Origin of the sequence: Rhizobium sp. WYCCWR 11128, from assembly GCF_013416305.1 — a bacterium.
GTDB classification, from domain to species: Bacteria; Pseudomonadota; Alphaproteobacteria; order Rhizobiales; family Rhizobiaceae; genus Rhizobium; species Rhizobium indicum.
This window is the reverse complement of record NZ_JACCEZ010000011.1, coordinates 75,110-97,793: the sequence shown is the minus strand read 5'-3', so window position 1 is coordinate 97,793 and position 22,684 is coordinate 75,110. Positions and strand designations below refer to the sequence as shown.

Genomic DNA, 22,684 nt, shown 5'->3' with positions numbered 1-22,684 from the left:
CGTTTTGCCGTTCTTTGAGAACCTGAGGCGTGCTTCCCTCGGCAAGATCATGGACGCGAGAGACGTCTCCTACGATCAGACGACGGCTGCTCTGCCGGATCGGTGCTCGACTGAGTCTATACCAAGTGATCCGTCGACGCGTCGAAGAGATGGATCTGGGTCGGATCGATCGAAAGTCCGATCATGTCTCCTGCCTTGACCCTGTCGCGCCGCGTCTCGACGATCGTCAGTTCCGGCTGGGTCTCCGCGACGATGAAGGTCGAGGAACCGGTCGATTCGACGAAGGCGATCGGCACATCGAAACTGCCATGCCCGGGCTCGACGACGCCGATATGTTCGGGCCGGATGCCGGCGATGAGCTTACGCCCGGGTTCGATGGCGCGTGATATCGCAAGCGTCTGTTTCACCGCGCCGAAATCCAGGATCAGGCTCTTTCCGTCTTCCGCGGCGATCGCGGGGATGAAATTCATGGCCGGCGAACCGATGAAGCCGGCAACGAACCGGTTCGCCGGCCGGTCGTAGAGGTCCAGCGGCGCGCCCTGCTGTTCGATGACGCCGTCGCGCATCACCACCACATGGTCGGCCATCGTCATTGCTTCGACCTGGTCGTGCGTGACGTAGACGAAGGTGGCGTGCAGTCGGTCGTGCAGCGACCGGATTTCCTTGCGCATGTGGACGCGCAGCGCAGCATCGAGATTGGACAGCGGCTCGTCGAACAGGAAGGCCTTGGGGTGGCGGATGATGGCGCGGCTCATGGCGACGCGCTGGCGCTGACCGCCGGAAAGCTCGCGCGGATAGCGCTTCAGGAGATGGGAAAGACCTGTCGTCGCCGCCACGTCCTCGGCGGCCTTCTTGGCCTCCGCCTTGGCGATGCCGCGGATGCGAAGGCTGTAAGTCAGGTTTTCCTCGACCGTCATGTGCGGATAAAGGGCATAGGACTGGAACACCATGGCGACATCGCGCTTGCGCGGCGGCACGCCGTTCATCAGCTCGCCGGCAATCCTGAGATCGCCCGACGAAATGCTTTCGAGGCCGGCAAGCGAGCGCAGCAGCGTGGACTTGCCGCAGCCCGACGGGCCGACGAGCGCGACGAAAGTGCCCTTGGCGATCGAAAGGTCGATATTCTTCAGGGCGTGGAAGGCGCCGTAATATTTGTTGACGCCTCTGAGCTCGATCTGTGTGGTCATTTGAGGGCTCCAGAGGTGAGGCCGGATACGATGCGGCGCTGCAAGAGAACGAAGATGGCAAGGATCGGCGTCACATACATCGTGGCGTAGGCCATGATGTTGTTCCACTCGTTGGTGTTCGGCCCCATGAAGGAATTGAGGCCGACGCTTGCCGGCTGAAGGTCAACCGCCTGGATCATCGACTTCGAATAGACGAATTCGCCGAAGGCCTGCATGAAGATCAGGATGGCGCTGACCAGGATGCCGTTGCGGGCGAGCGGCAGCACGATGTTGAAGAAGGCGCCGACGCGCGAATTGCCATCTACCAGGGCCGCCTCCTCCAGTTCCTGGGGAACGCTCATGAAGGTGGCGCGCACCAGAATGACGAAGAAGGGCATGCTCTTTGCCGCGACCGCGATGATGACGGCAAGGCGTGGATAATTCAGCATGCCAATCTGCGAAAAGCCGACGAAGATCGGCGTGATCATCAGCGAGGCCGGCAGGACCTGCAGCATGAGGATGAGAAAGAGACCGATATCCACCCAGACATTGCGGTATCTGGCGAGCACATAGGCGCAGCCGACGCCAAGCAGGGTGATGAGCGCCATGGAGCCGAGAGCGATGACCAGCGAGTTCCAGAGATAGCGGCCCATGTCGCGGCTTTCCCAGACATAGGCATAGGTGCCCCATTGCGGTGCAGTCGGCCAGAAGCTCGGCGGCGTCGCGAACATCTCCGAGCCGCTTTTCAGCGCGGTGATGTACATCCAGTAGAGCGGGAACAGATAGATCGCCGCCATGACGACCGATATGGCGAGCATCAGGCGGTCGCGGTTCGTCGTAATCATCCGCGCACCTCGTGGCGTGTGGACCGGACATAGACGACGGACGCGAACATGACGAAGACGATCATGATGACGGAGATCGTTGCGCCCTTGGCGAAGTCGTATTGGCGGAAGGAGAGATCCCAGGCCCAGTATTGCGTGACGTTCGATGAATTGTTCGGCCCGCCCGACGTGATCGCGGCGAAAAGATCGAATTGCTGCAAGGTGAAGATCAGGCCAAGTGCGATGATGGCGCCGATGGTCGAGCGCATCATCGGCAGCGTGATCGTCCAGAAGCGCTGCCAGACATTGGCGCCGTCGAGTTCGGCGGCCTCGTAGAGATCGGCGGGAATGCCGGCAAGGCCGACGGAGAGCAGGATCATGTTGAAGGAGGTGCCGAGCCAGACATTGGCGATGATGACGGCATAGAGCGAATAATGCGGGTCCGAGCGCCAGAAAATGTTGCCCGAGATGATGCCGCTTTCCTTCAGGATGAAATTCAGCACGCCGAAATCGCCCGACAGAATCCAGTTCCAGATGGCGCCGACGACGAGGCCGGGCATCACCCAGGAGACGAGGAACAGGCCGCGCATCCATGAGGCGCCGGGAAAATTGACCCAGAAGAACAGCGCCAGGCCGAAGCCGATCAGGAACTGGCCGGCGATGGAGCCGACGACGAAGATGACGGTGTTGTAGAGGATCGGCAGCGTCTCCGGCTGCGCGAAGAGGTCGGTATAATTCTTGAAGCCGACGAAGGGACGCGAGAAGGTCCCGAGGCTGAACATGTCGACCTCCTGGAAACTCATCACGACATTGTAGATCAGCGGCAGCCCCGCCATCAGGAACAGAAAGCCGAGCGGGAAAGCGACCAGCACGATATCGAAACCGCGGCCGTCCCTGACGCTCATCAGGATCCTCTTCATGGGTCCTCCGATACTCCGAACGGGGCCGCCTGGCGCATGATGCGGAAGACGGCCCCTGCCGGGAGGAAATGATGGGATGAACCGAGGCTCATCCGGTTAAAAGACGCTTTGCTTCCGGTTCCTCTTCTCCCCGCTGGGGAGAAGAGGGAGCAAACGGCGGCCCCCGGCCCTTCGCTTTGGGCACAGGGCGTTCGTCGCTGCAATCGATTCACTGGATCGATTGCTTCGGCTGCGCCGAAACGTTCTTCACCCAAGCACAGCCTTGATCTTGTCCGCGGCCTGGTCGAGCGCGTCCTTCGGGCTCATCTGGCCGGTGAGTGCTGCCTGGATAGCGTCCTGGATCGCCTTGGAGATCTTCGGCCATTGCGGATGCGGGCCGCGCGGCTTGGCGTATTTCAGCTGTTCGAGGAAGACCTTGAGGGCGGCGTCCTTCAGCGGTTGGCCGGTCTCGGGGATCGAGATGTCGGAACGGGCCGGGAGCTGGCCGAAGTTCTTGAACATCTTGTCGTCCTGCGAAGCGAAATATTCGAGCGCCTTGAAGGCTTCGGCCGGATGTTTGCTGGTGGCGAAGATCGCCCAGTTGAAGTCACCCATGGCAGAGGAGCGTTCAGCCCCTTCCTTGGGAACCGGGAGCAGAGTGACGCCCCAGTCGAACTTCGCTTCCTGCGTCATGCGGTCGAGCTCCCATGGACCCGAGATCGCCATTGCCGCATTGCCGGAATTGAAGGTGCCGGTCGAATCCCACTGGCCGCGCGTCAGCGTATCGGGAGAAGCGAGCTTCTCGTCCATGATCGTCTTCCAGACCTCGAGCGCCTTCACCGCGCCTTCGGCGTTGATGTGCTCATAACTGCCGCCCCCCATCTGAGCCCAAGGAAGGAACTGGAAGGTGCCCTCCTCGTTGGCCTTGGCCGAGAAGGCGAGACCATAGACATTCTTGGCGGGGTCGGTCAGCTTGCGCGCGTCCTCGACGAGCTCGTCCCAAGTCTGCGGCGGCTTCGCCGGATCGAGGCCCTTGGCCTTGAACATGTCCTTGTTATAGTAGAGCGCGATCGTGTTGGTCGCCTTCGGCACCCCAAAATACTTGCCATCCCACTCGACCGATTTCAGCGGCCCCGGAAAGTAGTTCTCCGGCTTGATGACGGTCGACTTGGCGATCATGTCAGTGAGATCGAGGAAGGCGCCGCGCGACGAAAACAGCGCATGCTCCGGATTGTCGACGGCGATGATATCGGGCGCCTGGCCGGTCGCATAGGCGCGCATGGCCTCGGTGACGACGTCGTCGAACTGGATCAGCCGGTATTCGATCTTAATGCCATTGTTCTGGGCGTTGAACTCCTTGACGAGGTTCGGCGCCGGCTGGGTGTCTTTGTCCAGCGACCAGAGCGTCAGCGTGACGTCCTCGGCCTTGGCCGAAAGACCGAACAGCGAGACGCCTGCAAGCGCGAGAGCGCCCAGAATTGCATATTTGCGGATAGCCATGGTTCTCCTCCTTTGTGGTTATCCCCGTTTCCGGCAATTCCTCCTTGCCGGAAACGATATCATCAGATGGGATCGACGACGAATTCGCCGCCCCGGGCATGCTTGAGGTGGTTCAGCGCATAGACCTGGCCTGTCATTTCAAGCGCGTCGCGATAGACCGGGTCGTGCCAGCCTTCGATGTCGATCGAGCCCGACCAGCCGGCAAGGCGCAGCTCGGAAATGATGTCGGTCCAGTTGCTGTCGCCGAAGCCCGGCGTGCGCATGAAGACGAATTTCTCCTTGCCGAAGATACCGTGTTCCTTGATGACCTCCCAGCGGATGGTCGCGTCCTTGCCGTGGACGTGGAAGAACTTATGCGCCCATTTGCGGATCTGCGGCAAAGGGTCGATCAGATAGACCATCTGATGGCACGGCTCCCACTCCAGCCCGATATTATCGTCCGGCGTCTCGTTGAACATCAGTTCCCAGGCGTCGGGATTATGCGCGATATTCCAGTCGCCGCTTGCCCAGTTGCCGTCCATGGCGCAATTCTCGAAAGCAATCTTGACGCCCTTGTCGGCCGCCCGCTTGGCAAGCTCGCTCCAGATCTGCTTGTAGCGAGGCAGGCTGTCGGTCAGCGGCTTGCCGCGGATGCGGCCGGTGAAGCCGGCAACGCAGGTGGCGCCGAAATGATGGGCATTGTCGATACAATGCTTCCAGCCCTCCAGCGTCTCGAGGTCGATTGCGGTCTCTTCCAGCGGATTGCCGAACATGCCAAGCGTCGAGATGGTGATGTCGCGGTCGCCGATCGCATCGAGGCAGCGCTTGCCGAGTTCGGCGAGATCCTGCCCCTTGGTCGTCTGCCAGAAGAAGGGTTCGAAGCTTTCGAAGCCCATGCCGGCGATCTCGCCGATGCGGGTAGCGGCATCGCCCTTGTTGCCGCTGACCATGGTGCCGATTCGAATGGATTTTGCAGGGTTGCTCACGTCACGTCTTCCTATGCTGAAATTTCGACGCGCCTGCCCGTCTTGGCGCTTTCGATCGCGCCGAAGACCATGGCAAGGCTTCTGATATTGTCGGAATTGACCGTCTCGGGCCGTTTGCCGGTGCCGATCGCCGCGATGAAGTCGGCGATGACGCTGGCGTGGCCATGGGTTTCCTCGTCATGTTCCGGACCGGGAACGTTTACGGCAGCGGTACCATGCAAAAGGCCGGGCTCTTCGCCGGCAACAGTCGCCTTGAAACTCTCCTCGCCATCCCAGGTGAGCATCCCCTTCGAGCCGACGAGACGCCACTGGCTTTCCCAGCTAGTCCGCTCGCCCTCAGCGCACCAGGAGCCGCGGTAGGTGAAGACGATGTCGTCGGAAAATTCGAAGATGGCGTTGGCTGCAGCGCCGTGCCGGTACCACGAACCCTTCGGATTGCGCTCGACGCAATAGACGGCAAGCGGCTTTCTGTCGGCGACGTAGCGTGCCGCGTCGAAAGTGTGGATCGCCATGTCGAGAAGCAGGACGTTGTCCATTTCTTCGCGAAAGCCGCCGAAATGCGGCGCCAGGAAGAAGTCGCAATGGATGCCGGTGAGTTCGCCGATCGCGCCGCTGTCGACGAAGCGACGCAAGCGCCTGACGCCTGATATGAAGCGGCGGTTCTGGATGACGGCGTGGATGCGGCCAGTCTCGGCGGCAAGGTCGATCAGCGCGGCGCCCTCGGCAAGCGAGGCCGCCATCGGCTTTTCGCTGAGCACATGGCAGCCGGCCTTGAGTGCGGTGGAAACGACGTCGTAGCGCGCGGCCGGAATGACGATGTCGAAGACCAGGTCGGCCTTTGTGGCCGCGATGACGTCGGACAGGTCCGAACCGATGACGGCGCCATCAAGGCCGAACTCCGCAGCAAGCTTTTCGGCCGTCTCGCGGCTCAGGTCGACAAGGCCGACAATGGTGATGGAGTCGGCCAGCAGAGGGTTGGAAGCGATGGCTCGCAACCAACCTTTGGACATAGCTCCGCACCCGCACAGAATGGCACTGAATTTCACGATTTCCTCCAGGGGAACGGTGCCCACTCTCCTCGTGACACGCACTCCGTAAACGTTTACGACTGTATGCGGAAACATTTTGCGGTGTCAATAGACGCCAAATGGGAAATTACAGGCCCAGATCCGGACGGATCTGAATTATAGAAATGGAGCATGATGTCGTCCGAAAACCGCGCACACTTTTCGGCATCATGCTCCCGGGAAAATCGTCAGCGATGAAGGGGATTCGCCAGCTTGCCGAACACTTGAATATCTCGATCGGCACGGTCTCCCGCGCGCTGAACGGCAAGCCCGATGTCAATGAGGAAACCCGCCGGCGAGTGCTGGCGGCGGCCGAGGAACTCGGCTACGTCGCCAACCAGTCTGGGCGGAGCCTGAGGCAGGGAGAGACGAAGGTCATCGGGTTGATGATCGAATCCAGCAAGGAGACGGTCGAGAATGCCGACAACTTCTTCCTCGGCGTCACCAGCGGCCTGCAGAGCGTCTTTGCCCGCCACAAGCTCGACCTCATCATGTTGCCCTGCCCGAGCGACGAGGACCCGCACGAATATCTGAAGCGGATGGTGGCGCGGCGCATCGTCGATGCGATGATCATCTCGGACACGCAGCGCGTCGACCGGCGCATCGACTTTCTGTCGCGGGCGAAGATTCCCTTCGTCGCGCTAGGCCGCAGCCTTTCGGCCAGCAATTTTCCATGGATCGATCTCGATTTCGAGGGCGTGGCCGAGCATGCCGTCGAGCGGTTGATCGCGCTGGGACATCGCCGGATTGCGATCACTGCGCCGTCGAGTGAGGCCAATCTCGGCTATCTCTTTATCGAAAGCTATTGCCGCGCGCTCGAGCGGCACGATATTCCCTTCGACCCCTCGCTCGTCATCCGCGTCAAGTCGAGCGAACAGGGCGGCTATCAGGCGGCTCATGAGCTGCTGTTGCTCGAAGAGCGGCCGACGGCGGTGATCCTGATCTACGAGCTGATGGCGATCGGCCTTTATCGCCGTCTGATGGAATCGGGCGTCATGCCCGGCCGCGACCTTGCGGTGATCGGCTTCCGCGACGCTCCGCGCGCACGGTTTCTGCAGCCGTCGCTGAGCTGCTTCCGCATCTCGCTCTTCGATCTCGGCGTCGATCTGGGCCGGATGCTTCTCGCCAACATGCCGGCTTATCGAGATTTCTATCCGAACGAGGGCCGCAACATCGTCTGGCCCCTCGAACTGATGCCCGGCGAAAGCGATGCGTTCGATGTTGGGGCCATGGTCTGAAGGTGGCAGGTTGGATATAGTCCCGGCTTGATGGAGAGTGGATGGTTTCGATGAAAATGTCCTTTATGACCGGCGCAGCCTTCAACCGGAATCCGAGCAAGGCGAAGAAGGAAGCGAGCGAGCGGCCGGTGGTGATCACTGATCGCGGCGAAGCAGCCTATGTCCTTGTCAGCTATGCCGAATTTCAGATGAACTGGACGCCGAAGACGCTGTTTGAGGCATTGCGCGATCCCTCCGTTGATGAGAGGGAATTGGAACACGCGCAGCTGGGCTTCGACAACAGGACCGTCGAATTCTGAAGGCTACTTGTATCGTCTTGCCGCGCGGGGACTGCCCGCAGCGTCCTACGCACCGGCCGGAAAAAACCGGTTCTCCGGCCGCGGCAATCCGAGATGCTCGCGCAGCGTCGTGCCCTCGTATTCGCTGCGGAACAGGCCCCGGCGCTGCAATTCGGGAACCAGCCGTTCGGTGACGTCGGTGAGACCCTGCGGCAGATAGGGGAAGACGACGTTGAAACCGTCCGAGCCTTCCTCGTCCAGCCAGCGTTCCATGTCGTCGGCGATACTTGCCGGCGTGCCGACGAAGGCGAGGCCAGCATAACCGCCGTAGCGCTGTGCCAGCTGCCGCACCGTCAGATTTTCTTCGGCGGCAAGCTTCAGCACCTGGGCGCGGCCGGTCTTGCTGGCATTGGTGTCGGGAATATCGGCCGGCAGCGGGGCGTCGGGATCGAAGCCCGAAGCGTCATGGCCGAGTGCGATCGAAAGCGAAGCGATGGCGCTGTCGTAATGCACCAGACTGTCGAGCGTGGCGCGTTTGGCTCGTGCCTCGTCGATGCTGTCGCCGACGATGATAAAGGCGGCGGGCAGGATCTTCAGATGGTCGCGGTTGCGGCCGATAGCTTCCATGCGGGCTTTGATATCGGCATAGAGCGCCTTGCCGGCGGCCAGATCGCGCGGCGAACAGAAGACCATCTCGGCGGTCTCGGCGGCAAGCTGGCGGCCGGGGTCCGACTGGCCGGCTTGGACGATGACAGGCCAACCCTGCGGCGGCCGGGCGATATTGAGGGGTCCGCGGACGCTCAGTTCCTCGCCCTTGTGGCCGAGCACATGCATCTTCTCCGGATCGAAGAACAGGCCGCTTTCACGGTCGCGGATGAAGGCATCGTCGGCGAAACTATCCCAGAGCCCGGTTACCACATCATAGAATTCCCGGGCGCGATGATAGCGTTCGCCATGCTCCATATGTTCGTCTAGGCCGAAATTGAGCGCGGCATCGGGGTTCGATGTCGTGACGATGTTCCAGCCAGCGCGGCCGCCGCTGATATGATCGAGCGAGGCGAAACGCCGGGCGATGTGATAGGGCTCGTCGAAAGTGGTGGAAGCGGTGGCGACAAGGCCGATACGCTCCGTCACCGCTGCCAGCGCCGAGAGCAGCGTGAAGGGCTCGAAGGAGGTCACAGTGTGGCTGCGCCTCAGCGCCTCGACCGGCATGTTGAGCACGGCAAGATGATCGGCCATGAAGAAGGCGTCGAATTTCGCCCGCTCCAACGCCTGCGCGAAGGACTTCAGATGGGCGAAATTGAAGTTGGCGTCGGGATAAGAACCGGGATAGCGCCAGGCGCCGGTATGCAGGCTGACGGGACGCATGAAGGCGCCGAGGCGCAACTGCCGTGGGGTCATGACTTTCCTCATGGATCGGGCAAGGCGGCCGCCTGCCCCGCATTGGGCGTTCTGTCTGAAGCCGCTGCAGCGACGCATCGGATATCGGTTACGTAGGAACTCGACGAATTCAAATCGAGGCCGGCTCCGCTAATTTCTGGTAGCGATTTCGGCGCTTTTTCAGCCACGTTTTCGCAGAACCGCCCGACTGAGACACTAATCGCGGCAGCCAGAAGCCGATAAGCAAACACTTTTCATTTTCCATCGCATCTATAGAATTTGTGCTCTTATGTCGGCGCTTAATTTCTTTCACCGATAGGCTCGTCAGAATTGGAGACATCGATGAACACCGTGCTGAGGCAAGCAGATCAGATCCGGCCCGTAGCCGACCGTATCGGCAGCGATGATGAGGCGATCGCCACCGCCCGCAGACTGGCGGCGCAATTTGCCGCACGCGCAGCCGAGCGCGACGCTGACCGGATCCTGCCGTTTACCGAACTGGATCTTCTCGCCCAGTCCGGCCTTCTGGCGATCACCGTGCCAGCGCAATATGGCGGGCTCGATGTCTCCAACGCCGTGCTTGCCGAGATCACCGCGATCCTGTCTGAGGCGGACGGTTCGATCGGCCAGATTCCGCAGAACCATTTCTATATTCTCGAGGCGCTCAGAACCGACGGCGGCGAGGAGCAGCAGCGTTATTTCTTCGGCCGGGTGCTGGCCGGCGATCGTTTCGGCAATGCGCTTTCCGAGCGCGGTACGAAGACGGTCGGCCACTACAACACGCGCATCACCCGCGACGGTCCGGGTTACCGGATCAACGGCCGTAAATTCTATTCGACCGGCGTCCTCTTCGCCGACTGGATTACCATCTTCGCGCTCGATCCGGAGGATCGGCTGACCATGGCCTTCGTGCCGAAGGGCACCGAAGGCGTCGAGATCGTCGACGACTGGGACGGCTTCGGCCAGCGCACCACCGGCAGCGGTACGACCATCCTCGACAATGTCTATGTCAGCGCCGATTCCGTGGTCTTCCATCACAAGGGTTTCGAGCGGCCGACGACGATCGGCTCGGTCGGCCAGATCATCCATGCCGGCGTTGATCTCGGTATCGCACGGGCGGCCTTTGCCGAAACGCTTGAGTTCGTCAGGACGAAATCGCGCCCCTGGATGGACAGCGGCCTTGAGCGTGCCTCAGACGATCCGCTGACGATCGCCAAGGTCGGCCAGATCGCCATTCGCCTGGAAGCTGCAACGGCTCTGGTGGAGCGCGCCGGCCATAAGGTCGATGCTGCGCAGGTCGAGACGACGGAGGAAAAGGTGATCGCGGCGACGCTGGCGGTTGCCGCCGCCAAGGTGCTGACGACCGAAGTGGCGATCGAGGCCTCGAACACGCTTTTCGAGCTTGCCGGAACTTCGTCGGTGCAGGCTGGCCTCAACCTCGACCGCCACTGGCGCAATGCCCGCACCCATACGCTGCACGATCCCGTGCGTTGGAAATATCACGTCGTCGGCAACTACCATTTGAACGGCGTAGCGCCGCCGAAGAACGGCGCGCTCTGAAATCTCCCCGTCTTCCAACCGAAAACCCCACCGCCGGTGCCGGCAGTGGGGTTTTTGCTTTCGGTGAAAGATAGCCGCCTCAGCTATAGAGGCTGACCTCCGGTATCTTGTCGTTCAGCACGAATTCACCGACTTCCTTCGCCTTGTAGAAGACAGGATCGTGCAGCGTGTGAGTGCGGACATTGCGCCAGAACCGGTCGAAACGGTATTTGTCGGCCGTCGAGCGCGCGCCCGTCAGCTCGAAGACGCGCGAGGTGATGTCGAGCGAGACATGGGTGGCGTGGACCTTGGCGGCATAGGCTTCCGCCGCTGCTGCGCCGCGCTCGCGCTCGGTGACGTCGCGGCCGCGGGCAAGACCCGCCTGCACGGCGGCTGCGGCATTGTCGGCAAGGGCCGCCGATGCTTTCAGCGCGGCAGTGAATTCGCCGACGCGTTCGAGGATATAAGGATCATCTGCCGCCCGCTCGACACCGGAGGTTATCCACGGCCGGGTCGTGTTGCGGACGTAATCGACGGCCGCCTGCAGCGCGCCTTCCGCGGTGCCGAGATAAAAGTTGACGAAGACCAGCTGGATGAACGGCGTATTGAAGGTCGAAAGCACCGGTGGCGCCACATCGGGTGCAGCCGGCGCGCCGACGAAATCTTCCTCGTAAACGGGGAAATCATGAAATTCGACGCTGCCGCTGTCGGACAGGCGCTGGCCTATATTGTCCCAGTCGTCATTGGCGACGTAACCTTGACGATTGGTCGGCACGGCGAAGCCGGCGATCTTGTCGTCGAGCGCCGCATTGGCATTGATATAGTCGGAGACCCGCGCCGCCGTGGAGAAGGACTTGCGTCCGTTCAACACATAACCGTTGCCGCGACGGGTAAGCACCAGCCCGGGATCGCGCGGATTGACCGCCGCGCCCCAATAGAGGTTCTTCGCTACCGTCTCGTTGCCCAGCGCATGGGCGCGTGCGGGGTCGAGCGCCCAATAGATGTACTGGCTGTTAACATAGTGGTAGCCGAGCAGCTGGCCGATCGAGCTTTCGCCGCGGGCGAGGATACGCACCAGTTTCAGCCCGTCGACCCAATCGAGGCCGCCGCCGCCGATTTGCGTGGGATGCAGCGCATTGAGCAGCCCGGCATTCTTCAATTTGACGATCTCGGCGAGCGGCGGACGGCCTTCGCGGTCGAGGTCTGCGGCACGCCGCGACAGGTCGGCAGAGATCTCCTCGGCACGGGCAAAGAGGTCTTCGCGCGTCGGGTTGCGGCTGGCGGCGAAGATGACATTGGATTGGCTCATGGGCGGAACTCCAATTCTCCAAAAAGATGATCCGGCGGGAGCCGCACGCTTCCGCCGGAAGGATCGAAGTGCGAGCTCTCAGAACAGCTTGTCCGGGATCCAGCTGGCGGTCGCCGCATCGCTCGTGCTGAAGGCCGGGATCTTTTCGGCCAGTTCCTCGATCGTCTTGACGCCGGCCGCACGCAGGCTCTCCTGCGTCAGAAGCGTCGGCTTCACGGTAATTTGGTGGGGAACCGTCTGCCCGGCGATTTTGAGTGCGGCGGCGCGAATGGAGACGGCGCCGACGACGGCAGGATTGGTCGCGACGGTTGCGACCCAAGGGCTGCCTTCCTCGGTGATTTCCTGGATATCGGCCGTCGAAACATCGGCCGAATAGATCTTGAGCTTGCTTGCTATGCCGAGATCATTGGCGGCGAGCTTCACGCCGCGGGCGAATTCGTCATAGGGGGCGAAGATGACCGATATATCGGGATTGGCAGTGAGCACGGCCTTCGCTTGATCGGCAGTCGAAGTCGCCGTCGTGTCGCTGACATTGCCGAAGCGAGCCTTTTCGATCACGCCTTTATTGTCCGACTTGAACTTGTCCCAGACCTCGTTGCGGCGGTCGAGCGGCGCAAAGCCCGCGACATAGACATAGCCGGCGTTGAAGCTGTTGCCGTTGTCCTTCACCACCTGTTCGAGCGCCAGTGACGCGAGTTCGTGATCGCTCTGCTCCACCTGCGGAATCTTGGGGTTGTTGAGGTTGACGTCGAAGGCCACGACCTTGATGCCCTTGTCGAGCGCCTGCTGCACGACGTCGCCGAGCGATTCCGGTAGGCCGTGATCGATGACGATGCCGGAGACGCCGAGATTGATCGCCTGGAGGATCTGTTCGCGCTGCTCGGCGGCATCCTGCCGGCCGGGGAAGATGCGCAGGTCGATATCCAGCGCCTTGGCCTGGGCTTCAGCCCCTGCCTGGTAGGCCTGGAAGAAATCGCCGGCCGAGATGTAGCTGATCAGCGCTACTTTGACGCCGCCCTTGTCGAAAGGGGCAGGAGCACCGGACAGACCGTCGGCTTTTGCGCCTTGAATGAAAATGAACGGAATGACGGCGGCAGACAGTGCGAGCCGTGCGAGGGATTTCATCGTCGCGTTCCTTCTAGCAAATCGCGGGGCGTCGTCTGACAGGTCTGGCAGCCCCTGCGACGCGTCGGATTATTAGATATAATCTCTATGTTTTTAGTAGAGTAAATGATCCGATTTTATGGGCTGTGGGAGATTCTTTGTTTCCCGAGGGCAGTTCGCCGGGGAAAGCCGTGCCTGGAGTTCGACCGCCCGGACAGGGCACACTCCGGCTTCGATTACAGTCCCGGACCTTTGTCGATGCCGCTTCTTCACATTGAAAATATCACCCGCAGCTTCGGGTCGACGCGGGCGCTTGCCGGCGCTGATTTTTCTATGGAGCGCGGCGAGATCGTGGCTCTGATGGGCGCAAACGGCGCGGGCAAATCGACGCTGGTCAAGATCCTTTCCGGCGTGCTTCCGGCCGATGGCGGCATGGTCAGCCTCGATGGCCGCGCCTTTGCGCCGCGCAGCCCGGCCGAAGCGGCAAGGGCTGGTGTCGTCACGGTGCATCAATCGACGGATCTCGTCGGCGCGGCCGGTGTGACCGTTGCCGATGCCCTGCTGCTCAACCGGTTTGCCGATAGCAGCACACCCTTCTTCGTCTCGCGCGCCGGCATCCGCCGTGCCGCCCAGTCCATGCTCGATGCCGCCGGCTTCACCCTGCCGCTGGACCGCGATTTCGGTGACCTCGCCAGCGCCGATCGGCAACTTGTGGCGATCGCTCGCGCGCTTGCCAACCGCGCCGACCTCCTCATCCTCGACGAGCCGACGGCGAGCCTTTCCGGAGAGGAAAGTCGCCGCCTCTTCGATATTCTGCTGAAGCTTCGTAAGCGGGGCCTGGCGATCCTCTATATCTCGCATCGTACCGCCGACCTCGAAGCCATCGCCGACCGCGCGCTCGTCATGCGCGGCGGCCGCGTCGTCGGCACCTTCGCGCGGCCGATCGATTTTTCGAGCGCCGTCGAGACGATGATCGGCCGCAGACTGGATGCGGCTCGGCCGGATGCGCGGCCTGCGACCGGACCAGTGATTTTCGAGATGCGCGATATCAGACTGCTCACTGGGGCTGCCTCCTTCGATCTGTCATTGCATGAGGGCGAGGTGGTGGCGGTGACCGGTGTGCTTGGCGCCGGCAAGAGCCGGCTGCTATCGGCAATCTTCGGGGTAACTGCGCTTGCAGGCGGTGCGATGTTCCTCGGCGGTCGGCCCTACCGGCCGAAAGGTCCGGCCGAAGCGATTGCATCAGGCGTGGCGATGGCGGCCGAAGACCGTCATCGTTCCTCGCTGATGCCACCGGCATGGCCCGGCCATTCGCTGTCGGCGACGATCAGCCTGCCGCATCTTGGCAAATGGTATCCGCGCGGTTTCCTTGTCGGCGGCCGCGAGCGACGCGAAGCCGAGCAGGCGATCTCCCGTCTCGGCATCAAGGCCACAGGCCCGCTCGCCTCGGTCTGGTCGCTGTCCGGCGGCAACCAGCAGAAGGCGGTGATCGCCCGCTGGGAGGCGGAACCGAGCCGTTTGCTGCTGCTCGACGAACCCTTCCAGGGTGTCGACGTCGGCGCCCGGCATGACATCATCCGGGCAATCCGCGCGCGCAGAGACCGGGCGACGCTGATTGCGACCTCCGACCCGGAGGAGGCCTATGAGGTGGCCGACCGCATCCTCGTCATCGACCGCCACGAGTTGAGGCCCGCGGCAGACGGAATTGCCACTCCTTCCGCTATTCAGGGAATATCCGCATGACGACGATCGATGACGACACTCTTCCACAGACAAGCGCCCGGCCAAAGGCATCGCCGCAAGCCGATAGCGGTCTTCTTGCAGCACTCGGGACGTTCCTCCGGGCAGGCGCGGTGTTCATCCTGTTGGCACTGCTCGTCGTCGGTTTCACCATCGCCGAGCCCGCTTTCATCAATATCGCCAATCTGATGAGCATCCTGCAGGCGGTGTCCGTCGTCGCCATTCTCGGCGCAGGCGTCACCGTCACGCTGGCTGTCGGCGGTTTCGACCTGTCGATCGGCGCGGTCGCCGCATCGAGCGTGATGGCGGCGAGTTATGCGATGATCGTCTGGGGCCTTGATGCCTATGCGACGGTGCCGCTGGTGCTCGCCTTCGGCGCTCTGGTCGGTCTCGTCAACGCCTTCCTCATCGTCCGCTTGAAGGTGCCGGATCTCCTGGCGACGCTGGCGATGATGTTTTTGCTTTCCGGCCTGCAACTGATCCCGACCGCCGGCCGGTCGATTTCGGCCGGCCTCACCCTGCCCGACGGATCGAAGGCGGCTGGCGCCTACGATCCGGCCTTTTTGCTGATCGGCCGCTACAGCATCCTCGGCACTCTGCCCGTTTCCGTCGTGCTGATGGCGGCGGTCGCCATCGGGCTCTTCATCCTCACCGAGCGCACCCGCATCGGTCGGCTGCTGTTTGCGACCGGCGGCAACGAGGTCGCCACCCGGCTTGCCGGCGCCTCGACGGTGCGGCTGAAGACGCTCGCCTATGTCCTATCGGGCACGCTGGCATCGCTCGGCGGCATTGTCATCGCCGCCCGCGTCGGGCGCGGCGACATTTCCTCCGGCGGTTCGCTGCTGATGGATTCGGTCGCTGCCGCGTTGATCGGCTTTGCCGTCTTCAACCTGCGCCGCCCAAACGTGCTCGGCACCATTGCCGGCGCCGTCTTCGTCGGTGTGCTGCTCAATGGCCTCACCATGCTGAACGCCCCTTATTACACACAGGATTTCGTCAAGGGCGCCGTGCTCGTCGGCGCGTTGGCGCTGACCTACGGCCTCGGCCGCAGCAATCCCTAATTCCAAGGAAGAAAACATGACCCGGGAAATCAGGCTGAACGCCTTCGACATGAATTGCGTCGGACACCAGTCGCCGGGGCTCTGGCGCCATCCGCGCGACAAGTCCTCAACCTACAAGGATCTCGACTACTGGGTGCATCTGGCAAAGACGCTGGAACGAGGCAGGTTCGACGGGCTGTTCATCGCCGACGTGCTCGGCGTCTACGATGTGCTGAACGGCAATGTCGATGCTGCACTTCGCCATTCGGCGCAGGTGCCGGTCAATGATCCGCTGCAGCTGATCCCCACCATGGCCTACGAGACCGAGCACCTCGGCTTCGGCCTGACGGCGTCGCTTTCCTTCGAGCATCCCTACACCTTCGCCCGCCGCATCTCGACACTCGACCATCTGACCAAAGGGCGTGTCGGCTGGAATATCGTCACCTCCTACCTGAACAGCGGCGCGCTCAATATCGGCCAGCCGGCGCAGACGAAGCATGATGACCGATACGACCTCGCCGAGGAATATCTCGAGGTCTGCTACAAGCTCTGGGAGGGAAGCTGGGAGGACGGCGCGGTCGTCCGCGACCGGGAAACCGGCATCTTCACCCATCCAGAAAAAGTCCACCCGATCCGCCATTCCGGCAAGCATTTCAACGTGCCCGGCATTCACTTGAGCGAACCCTCGCCGCAGCGCACGCCGGTGCTCTACCAGGCCGGCGCTTCCAGCCGCGGCAAGGATTTCGCCGGCGCCCATGCCGAGTGCATCTTCGTCGCGTCGCCATCGAAAGCCGTGCTGAAGCGCTACGTCGCCAATGTCCGCGAGGCGGCCGAACGCGTCGGCCGCAACCCGCGCGAAATCCTTGCCTTCAACCTGCAGACCGTGATCCTCGGCGAGACCGATGCCGAAGCACAGCGGAAGTTCAACGAATACCGCAAATACGCCTCCTTCGAGGGTGCGCTGACGCTGATCTCCGGCTGGACCGGCATCGATTTCGGGCAGTTCGGGCCGGACGAGGTGCTGCGCCACCGCCATACCAATGCAGTGCAATCGGCTGTCGAGACCTTCACGACAATCGATCCCACCAAGGAATGGACGGTGCGCGAAATGGCCGATTGGGTCGGCATCGGCGGTTTCGGCCCTGTTTTCGTCGGCTCGCCGCAGACGGTCGCCGATCTGATGCAGGAATGGATCGAGGACACCGATGTGGATGGCTTCAACCTCGCCTATGCCGTGACGCCCGAGAGTTTCGAGGATGCCGTCGATCTGCTGGTGCCGGAACTGCAAAAGCGCGGCGTCTACAAGACCGACTACGCCAAGGGAACGTTGCGGGAAAAGCTTGGGGGAGCGGGGCCGCGGCTTGTCGCGCCGCATCCGGGTGCTGCCTATCGTAATCTGGCGGGAGAACCGGTCAGGCTTGCCGCCGCGGCTGACCGGCAGTGATTGCTCGGGCGAATGCGCACAGGGCAGAAAAATATCTCGCCCGGCTTGCGCATTTGAATCTAATATCCGTCGCAATGATCTTTTCGCTTCGAATATAGTCTGGCGAATTGTTCACCGACCAGGAGGGGTCATGACCGTACCATCTATCTCCAGGCGCACGCTGATGAAGGGCACTGCCCTGCTGCTTGCCTCGACGGCGCTCGCCCGGCAGGCGCTTGCGCAGACCGCGCAGACCACCCCGGGCGGCGGCGGCCGGCTGATCGTTGCGGCCGATTCTGAGCCGAAGAACCTCAATCCCGCCATCGTCGCCTCGAACGGCGTCTTCTTCGTCGCAAGCAAGGTGATCGAGCCGCTCGCCGAAGCGTCGTTCGACGGCAAGGATGGGCTTTCGCCGCGGCTTGCCACCTCCTGGGAGGGCTCGGATGACGGCCTCTCCGTCACCTTCAAGCTGCGCGATGGCGTCACCTGGCATGACGGCAAGCCGTTTACCTCGGTCGATGTCGCCTTCTCGGCGCTCAACGTCTGGAAGCCGCTGCAGAATCTTGGCCGCCTGGTCTTCACCAATCTCGAAGCCGTCGATACACCCGACGATTACACCGCCATCTTCCGCTTCTCCAAGCCGACGCCGTTCCAGCTGATCCGCAACGCCCTGCCTGTTGTCACTAGCGTCGTCGCCAAGCACATTTTCGACGGCACCGACATCGCCACCAACCCTGCCAACAACACGCTGATCGGCACCGGTCCCTTCAAGTTCGCCGAACACAAGCCCGGCGAATATTACCGGCTGACGCGCAACGAGAATTACTGGGACAAGGAGCAGCCGAAACTCGACGAGATCATCTTCCGCGTGCTGCCCGATCGCGAAGCAGCGGGTTCGGCGCTCGAAGCCGAGGAAATCCAGCTTGCCGCCTTCTCGGCTGTGCCGCTCGCCGATCTCGACCGCATCTCCAAGGTCGATGGCATCAAGGTGATTTCCAAGGGTTATGAGGCCTTGACCTACCAGCTCGTCGTCGAGATCAATCATCGCCGCAAGGAGCTTGCCGACCTCAGGGTGCGGCAGGCGATCGCGCAGGCGATCGACAAGAAATTCGTGGTCGACACGATCTTCCTCGGTTATGCCGCCGCCTCGACCGGCCCGGTGCCGAAGAATGCGCCGGAGTTCTATACACCCGATGTAGCGACCTATGCCTTCGACCCAGCGGCCGCCAACGACATTCTCGACAAGGCAGGATACAAGCAAGGACCGGATGGTAACCGCTTTACGCTGAAACTGCGCCCCGCGCCCTATTTCAACGAGACCCGGCAGTTCGGCGATTACCTTCGCCAGGCGCTCGCGGTGATCGGCATCAATGCGGAAATCGTCAATGCCGATGCGGCTTCGCACCAGAAGGCAGTCTATACCGACCACGACTTCGATCTCGCCGTCGGTCCGCCGGTCTTTCGCGGTGATCCGGCGATCTCCACCACCATTCTCGTCCAGTCCGGGACGCCAGCCGGCGTGCCCTTCTCCAATCAGGGCGGCTACGTCAATCCGGAGGTCGACAAGATCATCAAACAGGCCTCCGAGACCGTCGACACGGCGTCGCGCACCGATCTCTATCGCAAGTTCCAGCAGCTCGTCGCAGCCGATCTGCCGCTGATCAACGTCGCGGAATGGGGTTTCATCACCGTCGCGCGCGACAGCGTGCTCAACGTTGCGGATAATCCGCGTTGGGCTGTCTCGAACTGGGGCGATACGGCGCTACAATCGTGATAGGATCGGCGGCAATTCTCTTCCAGAGGCCCTGTCCGGCGTGAGACGTGCTATCATCCTCCTGAGGCGCAGGGCGATCAGCAGCATTCCGGTGCTGCTGATCGTGGTGATCTTCACCTTTTTCCTGCTTGAATCCGCCTCGGGCGATGCCGTCGACGCCTATCTTGGCTCGATCGGCGGCGGCGATGCCGCACTTAGGCAGTCGCTGCGCGAGAGCTACGGCCTCGACCAATCGATGTTCGCGCGCCTCTGGCTCTATCTTTCCTCACTCGCACGCTTCGATCTCGGCTGGTCGGTCGCCTTCGGCCGACCGGTCGGTGCGCTCATTGCCGAACGCCTGCCCAATACGCTGCTGCTGATGGGCAGCGCGACGGCACTCTCCTTCGGCCTCGGCTCGGCGCTCGGCATCCTTGCCGGCGCGCGACCGGGTGGTCTGCGGGATCGGCTGCTGTCGATCGGCTCGCTGATCGTCTATGCCATTCCGAGCTTCTGGCTCGGCCTGGTGCTGAGCATCGCCTTTTCGGTGAAGCTGCGCTGGTTTCCGATCGCCGGCGTCGAGACGATCGCTTCCGGCAAAACAGGATTTTCGCGCGTGCTCGATATCGCCGATCACCTCGTTCTGCCGGTCGGCGCGCTCGCGCTGATCTATCTCGCTCTGTTCCTGCGGGTGATGCGCAGCGGCATGGCCGAGGCATGGAAGCTCGATTTCGTGCTCTTCGCCCGCGCCAAGGGGCTGTCGCGGAGCCGGATCGTGCTGCGCCATGTCGCGCGCAATGCGCTGCTGCCGCTCGTCACAATGCTCGGGCTGCAATCGGCGGCCATGCTCGGCGGCAGCGTGGTGATCGAGAGCATCTTTGCAATCCCGGGCTTCGGGCGGCTGGCGCAGGAGGCGGTCAACGGCCGTGACGCGCCGTTGTTGATGGGTATCACCGTCACCAGCGCCGTCCTGGTCATCTCGGTCAATTTCCTCGTCGATCTCGTCTATGCCGCACTCGACCCGCGCATCGGCGCATCGGAGGGCGGCGCATGAGCTGGCTGCGGCGGCTGCTGCGCACGCCGGAAGGTGCTGCAGGATTTGCGATCCTTCTCGTCCTGCTTTCGGCCGGGCTGCTCGCTCCCGTCATTTCGCCGGGCGATCCGCTGAAAATTGTCGGCCACGCCCTGCTGGCGCCATTCACCGATCCGGGTTTTCCGCTTGGCACCGACCGTCTCGGCCGCGACGTGCTGGCGGGCCTGCTCTATGGTGCCAGAACCTCGCTTGCCGTTGGCCTGGCGGCGGCGTTTGCGGCCATGGTGCTTGGGCTCTGCGTCGGCCTTGCGGCCGGTTTTGCCGGCGGACTCGTCGACGAGGCGCTGATGCGGGTGGTTGACGCCTTCCAGATCGTGCCGGCTTTCCTGCTCGCCCTCGCTTTCGTCAGCACCATCGGCGTGTCGACACCCATTGTCGTCCTTGCCATCGCACTCGGCACCTGGGCCGATCCGGCGCGGCTGACGAGAGCGCAGGTGCTTGCGATCCGCGAGCAGGATTATGTCGCCTCGGCAAGGGTGATCGGCATGCATCCGGCCGAGATCGCTTTCCGGGAAATCCTGCCGAATGCATTGCCACCGGTGCTGGCGCTTTCGGCCACCATCGTCGCCGGTGCGATCCTCACTGAGGCAGCGCTGTCCTTCCTTGGTCTGGGTAACCCCAATATCGCCACCTGGGGTTCGATGATCGCAGAGGGCCGCAGCGTGTTGCGTTCAGCATCCTATCTCTCGGTCATACCGGGTGCGGCACTCGCCGTGACCGTGCTCGGCGTCCATCTCTTCAGCGAGGGTCTGGGCAAGGCGCTTGGCGACAATGGCGTGAGGGCGGCATGAGCGGCGTCTTCTGTAGCCTGCGGCAGCTTTCGGTCACCTACGGGCGCAGTGGGAACGGCGCGGCCGCGCTCGACAATATCGATCTTGATATCGTCGCCGGCGAAAGGCTGGCGATCATCGGCGAAAGCGGCTCCGGCAAGAGCACACTTGCCCGCGCGCTTGCCGGTCTGCTGCCGGAGGGAACGAAGGTCGGCGGCGAGATACTCTGGCCCGGCCTTGGCCATCCGCCCCGCCCAGGCCGCGATTTCGGCCTCGTCTTCCAGGATCCGGGCTCCAGCCTCAATCCCGTTTTGACGATCGGCGAACAGATCGCCGAGGGCGCCAGACGCCATCTCGGCCTAAGTTGGAAACAGGCCTATATCAGGGCCGAGGAATTGCTTGAGCGGGTGAGAATACCGCAGCCCGACAAGGCGATGCGGGCCTTTCCGCATCAGCTTTCCGGCGGCCAGCGCCAACGCGTGGCGATTGCGGCGGCGATTGCCGCGAGGCCTGCGCTGCTGATCGCCGACGAGGCGACCAGCGCGCTCGACGTCGTCGTCCAGGCCGAGATCGTCCGCCTGCTCGACGGGCTCGTACGCGAAGACGGCATGACGCTGCTCTTCATCACCCACGACATCGCGCTTGCCTCCGGCTTTGTCGATCGCATCGCCGTTTTCCGCAATGCGAGGCTGGTCGAGGCAGGCCCCGTCTGTTCGGTGCTTTCGGCGCCTAAGAGCGACTATACCGCCGCCCTGATCGCCAGCCATCGAGACCTCGCGACGCCGCCGCTGATCGTGGAGGTGCGGTCATGAACGACAGGCTGCTTTCCATCGAAAACCTGTCGAAAGGTTTTTCGTCTGCGGGACGCCGGATTGCCGCTCTCGATAATGTGTCGCTCACCATCGCGGCGGGGGAAACGCTCGGTCTCGTCGGCGCCTCCGGCAGTGGAAAATCGACGCTATCGCGCATCCTGCTGCGGCTTGTTGCTGCCGATGCCGGCTCGATTCGCTTCGAGGGAGAGGATTGGCTCGCGCTGAATGGTGCGCCTTTGCGGCGCCGGCGGGCGCGTATGCAGATGGTGTTTCAGGATCCGCTCGCCGCCTTCAATCCGGTGGCGAGCGTCGGTGCAGTGCTCGACGATCCGCTTCGCATCCATGGCGTCGTCGCGAAAGATCGACGTCCTGGCGAGATCGCCAAGCTGCTGGAGCGTGTCGGCCTCACCGCAGATCATGCCGCCCGTCCGGTGCGGGCACTCTCCGGCGGCCAGCGGCAGCGTGTGGCGATTGCGCGGGCGATCGCGACACGGCCCTCGTTACTGGTGCTCGATGAGGCGGTCTCGGCGCTCGATGTGACCGTGCGTGGCAGGATCTTGGAGCTTCTGGTCGATCTGCAGAAAGAACAGGGCGTTGCCTGTCTGTTCATTTCGCACGATCTTGCTGTGGTGCGCGCCGTCTCCCACCGCATCGCCGTTATGGATGGCGGACGGATCGTCGAGACCGGACCGGCAGCGGCGGTCGTTGCCGCGCCGCAATCCGATGCCGCCCGCGCGCTCGTTGCCGCCGTCCCTCGTCTCGTGACCGATCCCTGCTGAAGGAAGTG

At 62.6% G+C, this 22,684-nt stretch carries 20 protein-coding genes; 11 read left to right on the top strand and 9 right to left on the bottom strand.

What is annotated here, in order from left to right:
* Positions 1 to 116: 116 nt before the first annotated feature.
* The 6 genes from HX898_RS26905 to HX898_RS26880 all read right to left on the bottom strand — a co-directional run bounded on the left by HX898_RS26905 (position 117) and on the right by HX898_RS26880 (position 6,400).
* Entirely contained in the window at positions 117 to 1,187 is a 1,071-nt protein-coding gene (locus HX898_RS26905; protein ID WP_138334055.1) for an ABC transporter ATP-binding protein, read from the bottom strand.
* Positions 1,184 to 2,011, bottom strand: coding sequence for a carbohydrate ABC transporter permease (locus HX898_RS26900; protein ID WP_171599532.1), 828 nt, complete (start codon positions 2,009 to 2,011; stop codon positions 1,184 to 1,186). Before HX898_RS26900 ends, HX898_RS26905 begins: the two co-directional genes overlap by 4 nt.
* Positions 2,008 to 2,910, bottom strand: a complete 903-nt coding sequence (locus HX898_RS26895) for a sugar ABC transporter permease (RefSeq protein WP_003552007.1) — start codon at positions 2,908 to 2,910, stop codon at positions 2,008 to 2,010. Before HX898_RS26895 ends, HX898_RS26900 begins: the two co-directional genes overlap by 4 nt.
* A gap of 246 nt (positions 2,911 to 3,156) precedes the next feature.
* Entirely contained in the window at positions 3,157 to 4,389 is a 1,233-nt protein-coding gene (locus tag HX898_RS26890) for a sugar ABC transporter substrate-binding protein (RefSeq protein WP_138334053.1), read from the bottom strand.
* A gap of 62 nt (positions 4,390 to 4,451) precedes the next feature.
* On the bottom strand, positions 4,452 to 5,354 hold the full coding sequence (locus tag HX898_RS26885; protein WP_138334051.1) for a sugar phosphate isomerase/epimerase: 903 nt from the start codon (positions 5,352 to 5,354) through the stop codon (positions 4,452 to 4,454).
* 11 nt (positions 5,355 to 5,365) lie between these two features.
* Positions 5,366 to 6,400, bottom strand: a complete 1,035-nt coding sequence (locus HX898_RS26880; protein ID WP_138334049.1) for a Gfo/Idh/MocA family oxidoreductase — start codon at positions 6,398 to 6,400, stop codon at positions 5,366 to 5,368.
* A gap of 215 nt (positions 6,401 to 6,615) precedes the next feature.
* Between HX898_RS26880 and HX898_RS26875 the strand changes: the two genes are divergently transcribed.
* Both HX898_RS26875 and HX898_RS26870 read left to right on the top strand, forming a co-directional pair.
* Complete coding sequence (locus HX898_RS26875) at positions 6,616 to 7,659, top strand: substrate-binding domain-containing protein (protein ID WP_180196287.1); 1,044 nt, start codon at positions 6,616 to 6,618, stop codon at positions 7,657 to 7,659.
* 50 nt (positions 7,660 to 7,709) lie between these two features.
* A complete protein-coding gene (locus tag HX898_RS26870; RefSeq protein ID WP_246697996.1) occupies positions 7,710 to 7,958 on the top strand; it encodes a type II toxin-antitoxin system Phd/YefM family antitoxin in 249 nt (82 codons plus the stop codon).
* 45 nt (positions 7,959 to 8,003) lie between these two features.
* On the opposite strand, the gene HX898_RS26865 is transcribed toward HX898_RS26870, so the two are convergent.
* Positions 8,004 to 9,338, bottom strand: coding sequence for an LLM class flavin-dependent oxidoreductase (locus HX898_RS26865; protein WP_171599527.1), 1,335 nt, complete (start codon positions 9,336 to 9,338; stop codon positions 8,004 to 8,006).
* A 321-nt stretch (positions 9,339 to 9,659) separates the two neighbouring features.
* On the opposite strand from HX898_RS26865, the gene HX898_RS26860 reads away from it, so the two are divergent.
* On the top strand, positions 9,660 to 10,877 hold the full coding sequence (locus tag HX898_RS26860) for an SfnB family sulfur acquisition oxidoreductase (RefSeq protein ID WP_180196286.1): 1,218 nt from the start codon (positions 9,660 to 9,662) through the stop codon (positions 10,875 to 10,877).
* A 79-nt stretch (positions 10,878 to 10,956) separates the two neighbouring features.
* Here the strand turns inward: HX898_RS26860 and HX898_RS26855 are convergent, their stop codons facing one another.
* Together HX898_RS26855 and HX898_RS26850 are read right to left on the bottom strand one after the other, a co-directional pair.
* Entirely contained in the window at positions 10,957 to 12,165 is a 1,209-nt protein-coding gene (locus tag HX898_RS26855; RefSeq protein WP_180196285.1) for an acyl-CoA dehydrogenase family protein, read from the bottom strand.
* Positions 12,166 to 12,243: 78 nt separating this feature from the next.
* A complete protein-coding gene (locus HX898_RS26850) occupies positions 12,244 to 13,290 on the bottom strand; it encodes a substrate-binding domain-containing protein (protein ID WP_138389948.1) in 1,047 nt (348 codons plus the stop codon).
* Between the two features lie 237 nt (positions 13,291 to 13,527).
* Here HX898_RS26850 and HX898_RS26845 point away from each other — a divergent pair, with 237 nt between their 5' ends.
* The 8 genes from HX898_RS26845 (at position 13,528) to HX898_RS26810 (ending at position 22,676) form a co-directional block, all read left to right on the top strand.
* Positions 13,528 to 15,012, top strand: a complete 1,485-nt coding sequence (locus HX898_RS26845) for a sugar ABC transporter ATP-binding protein (RefSeq protein WP_180196284.1) — start codon at positions 13,528 to 13,530, stop codon at positions 15,010 to 15,012.
* On the top strand, positions 15,009 to 16,070 hold the full coding sequence (locus tag HX898_RS26840; RefSeq protein ID WP_180196283.1) for an ABC transporter permease: 1,062 nt from the start codon (positions 15,009 to 15,011) through the stop codon (positions 16,068 to 16,070). The genes HX898_RS26845 and HX898_RS26840 overlap by 4 nt, the downstream gene beginning before the upstream one ends.
* Before the next feature lie 16 nt (positions 16,071 to 16,086).
* Positions 16,087 to 17,493 (top strand): LLM class flavin-dependent oxidoreductase, encoded by a 1,407-nt coding sequence (locus tag HX898_RS26835; RefSeq protein WP_180196282.1) that lies wholly within the window; start codon positions 16,087 to 16,089, stop codon positions 17,491 to 17,493.
* A gap of 130 nt (positions 17,494 to 17,623) precedes the next feature.
* Positions 17,624 to 19,246 carry an ABC transporter substrate-binding protein gene (locus HX898_RS26830; RefSeq protein ID WP_180196281.1) on the top strand — a complete coding sequence of 541 codons (1,623 nt, stop codon included), beginning with the start codon at positions 17,624 to 17,626 and terminating at the stop codon, positions 19,244 to 19,246.
* A gap of 40 nt (positions 19,247 to 19,286) precedes the next feature.
* Positions 19,287 to 20,276: an ABC transporter permease gene (locus HX898_RS26825; protein ID WP_180196280.1), complete on the top strand. Its 990-nt coding sequence runs from the start codon at positions 19,287 to 19,289 to the stop codon at positions 20,274 to 20,276.
* The gene (locus HX898_RS26820) at positions 20,273 to 21,106 is read left to right on the top strand and encodes an ABC transporter permease (RefSeq protein WP_180196279.1); all 834 of its coding nucleotides are present in this window, start codon (positions 20,273 to 20,275) and stop codon (positions 21,104 to 21,106) included. Before HX898_RS26825 ends, HX898_RS26820 begins: the two co-directional genes overlap by 4 nt.
* Positions 21,103 to 21,897 (top strand): ABC transporter ATP-binding protein, encoded by a 795-nt coding sequence (locus HX898_RS26815; RefSeq protein ID WP_138334025.1) that lies wholly within the window; start codon positions 21,103 to 21,105, stop codon positions 21,895 to 21,897. Before HX898_RS26820 ends, HX898_RS26815 begins: the two co-directional genes overlap by 4 nt.
* Positions 21,894 to 22,676, top strand: coding sequence for a dipeptide/oligopeptide/nickel ABC transporter ATP-binding protein (locus tag HX898_RS26810; protein WP_138389956.1), 783 nt, complete (start codon positions 21,894 to 21,896; stop codon positions 22,674 to 22,676). Before HX898_RS26815 ends, HX898_RS26810 begins: the two co-directional genes overlap by 4 nt.
* Positions 22,677 to 22,684 lie beyond the last annotated feature (8 nt).

What these genes read in the sequence shown, in the direction of transcription:
- HX898_RS26905 (WP_138334055.1), bottom strand. Translation starts at nt 1,187, where the DNA reads ATGACCACACAGATCGAGCTCAGAGGCGTCAACAAATATTACGGCGCC.
- HX898_RS26900 (WP_171599532.1), bottom strand. Translation starts at nt 2,011, where the DNA reads ATGATTACGACGAACCGCGACCGCCTGATGCTCGCCATATCGGTCGTC.
- HX898_RS26895 (WP_003552007.1), bottom strand. Translation starts at nt 2,910, where the DNA reads ATGAAGAGGATCCTGATGAGCGTCAGGGACGGCCGCGGTTTCGATATC.
- HX898_RS26890 (WP_138334053.1), bottom strand. Translation starts at nt 4,389, where the DNA reads ATGGCTATCCGCAAATATGCAATTCTGGGCGCTCTCGCGCTTGCAGGC.
- HX898_RS26875 (WP_180196287.1), top strand. Translation starts at nt 6,616, where the DNA reads ATGAAGGGGATTCGCCAGCTTGCCGAACACTTGAATATCTCGATCGGC.
- HX898_RS26870 (WP_246697996.1), top strand. Translation starts at nt 7,710, where the DNA reads ATGAAAATGTCCTTTATGACCGGCGCAGCCTTCAACCGGAATCCGAGC.
- HX898_RS26865 (WP_171599527.1), bottom strand. Translation starts at nt 9,338, where the DNA reads ATGACCCCACGGCAGTTGCGCCTCGGCGCCTTCATGCGTCCCGTCAGC.
- HX898_RS26860 (WP_180196286.1), top strand. Translation starts at nt 9,660, where the DNA reads ATGAACACCGTGCTGAGGCAAGCAGATCAGATCCGGCCCGTAGCCGAC.
- HX898_RS26855 (WP_180196285.1), bottom strand. Translation starts at nt 12,165, where the DNA reads ATGAGCCAATCCAATGTCATCTTCGCCGCCAGCCGCAACCCGACGCGC.
- HX898_RS26850 (WP_138389948.1), bottom strand. Translation starts at nt 13,290, where the DNA reads ATGAAATCCCTCGCACGGCTCGCACTGTCTGCCGCCGTCATTCCGTTC.
- HX898_RS26845 (WP_180196284.1), top strand. Translation starts at nt 13,528, where the DNA reads ATGCCGCTTCTTCACATTGAAAATATCACCCGCAGCTTCGGGTCGACG.
- HX898_RS26840 (WP_180196283.1), top strand. Translation starts at nt 15,009, where the DNA reads ATGACGACGATCGATGACGACACTCTTCCACAGACAAGCGCCCGGCCA.
- HX898_RS26835 (WP_180196282.1), top strand. Translation starts at nt 16,087, where the DNA reads ATGACCCGGGAAATCAGGCTGAACGCCTTCGACATGAATTGCGTCGGA.
- HX898_RS26830 (WP_180196281.1), top strand. Translation starts at nt 17,624, where the DNA reads ATGACCGTACCATCTATCTCCAGGCGCACGCTGATGAAGGGCACTGCC.
- HX898_RS26820 (WP_180196279.1), top strand. Translation starts at nt 20,273, where the DNA reads ATGAGCTGGCTGCGGCGGCTGCTGCGCACGCCGGAAGGTGCTGCAGGA.
- HX898_RS26815 (WP_138334025.1), top strand. Translation starts at nt 21,103, where the DNA reads ATGAGCGGCGTCTTCTGTAGCCTGCGGCAGCTTTCGGTCACCTACGGG.
- HX898_RS26810 (WP_138389956.1), top strand. Translation starts at nt 21,894, where the DNA reads ATGAACGACAGGCTGCTTTCCATCGAAAACCTGTCGAAAGGTTTTTCG.